The 202-nt window shown below is 40.1% G+C and carries 1 protein-coding gene; it reads left to right on the top strand.

Annotated features, from left to right (window positions below; translation table 11 throughout):
* Positions 1-202: hypothetical protein (locus Q1A01_RS23855; RefSeq protein WP_299686121.1), on the top strand; the 202-nt coding region annotated here is incomplete at both ends.

The raw sequence follows: 202 nt of genomic DNA, 5'->3' as shown, positions 1-202 counted from the left end.
ATGGTGTTACTGATGTTGTAGAGACGGGTAATGGTGATTTAGACACAGATAATGATGGAGATGTAGATGCTGATGATACTGGCTTTACCGATAATGATGGAGATGGTCAGAGTGATAATACCGATGGAACGGTACCAGAAAATACAGATGGTAATCCAAATGATGGTCCAGACTTCTTAGATATTGATGCAGATGATGATGG

The sequence above is a fragment of the uncultured Dokdonia sp. genome (assembly GCF_947492815.1).
GTDB lineage: Bacteria > Bacteroidota > Bacteroidia > Flavobacteriales > Flavobacteriaceae > Dokdonia.
This window is presented reverse-complemented; position numbering and strand designations above follow the sequence as displayed.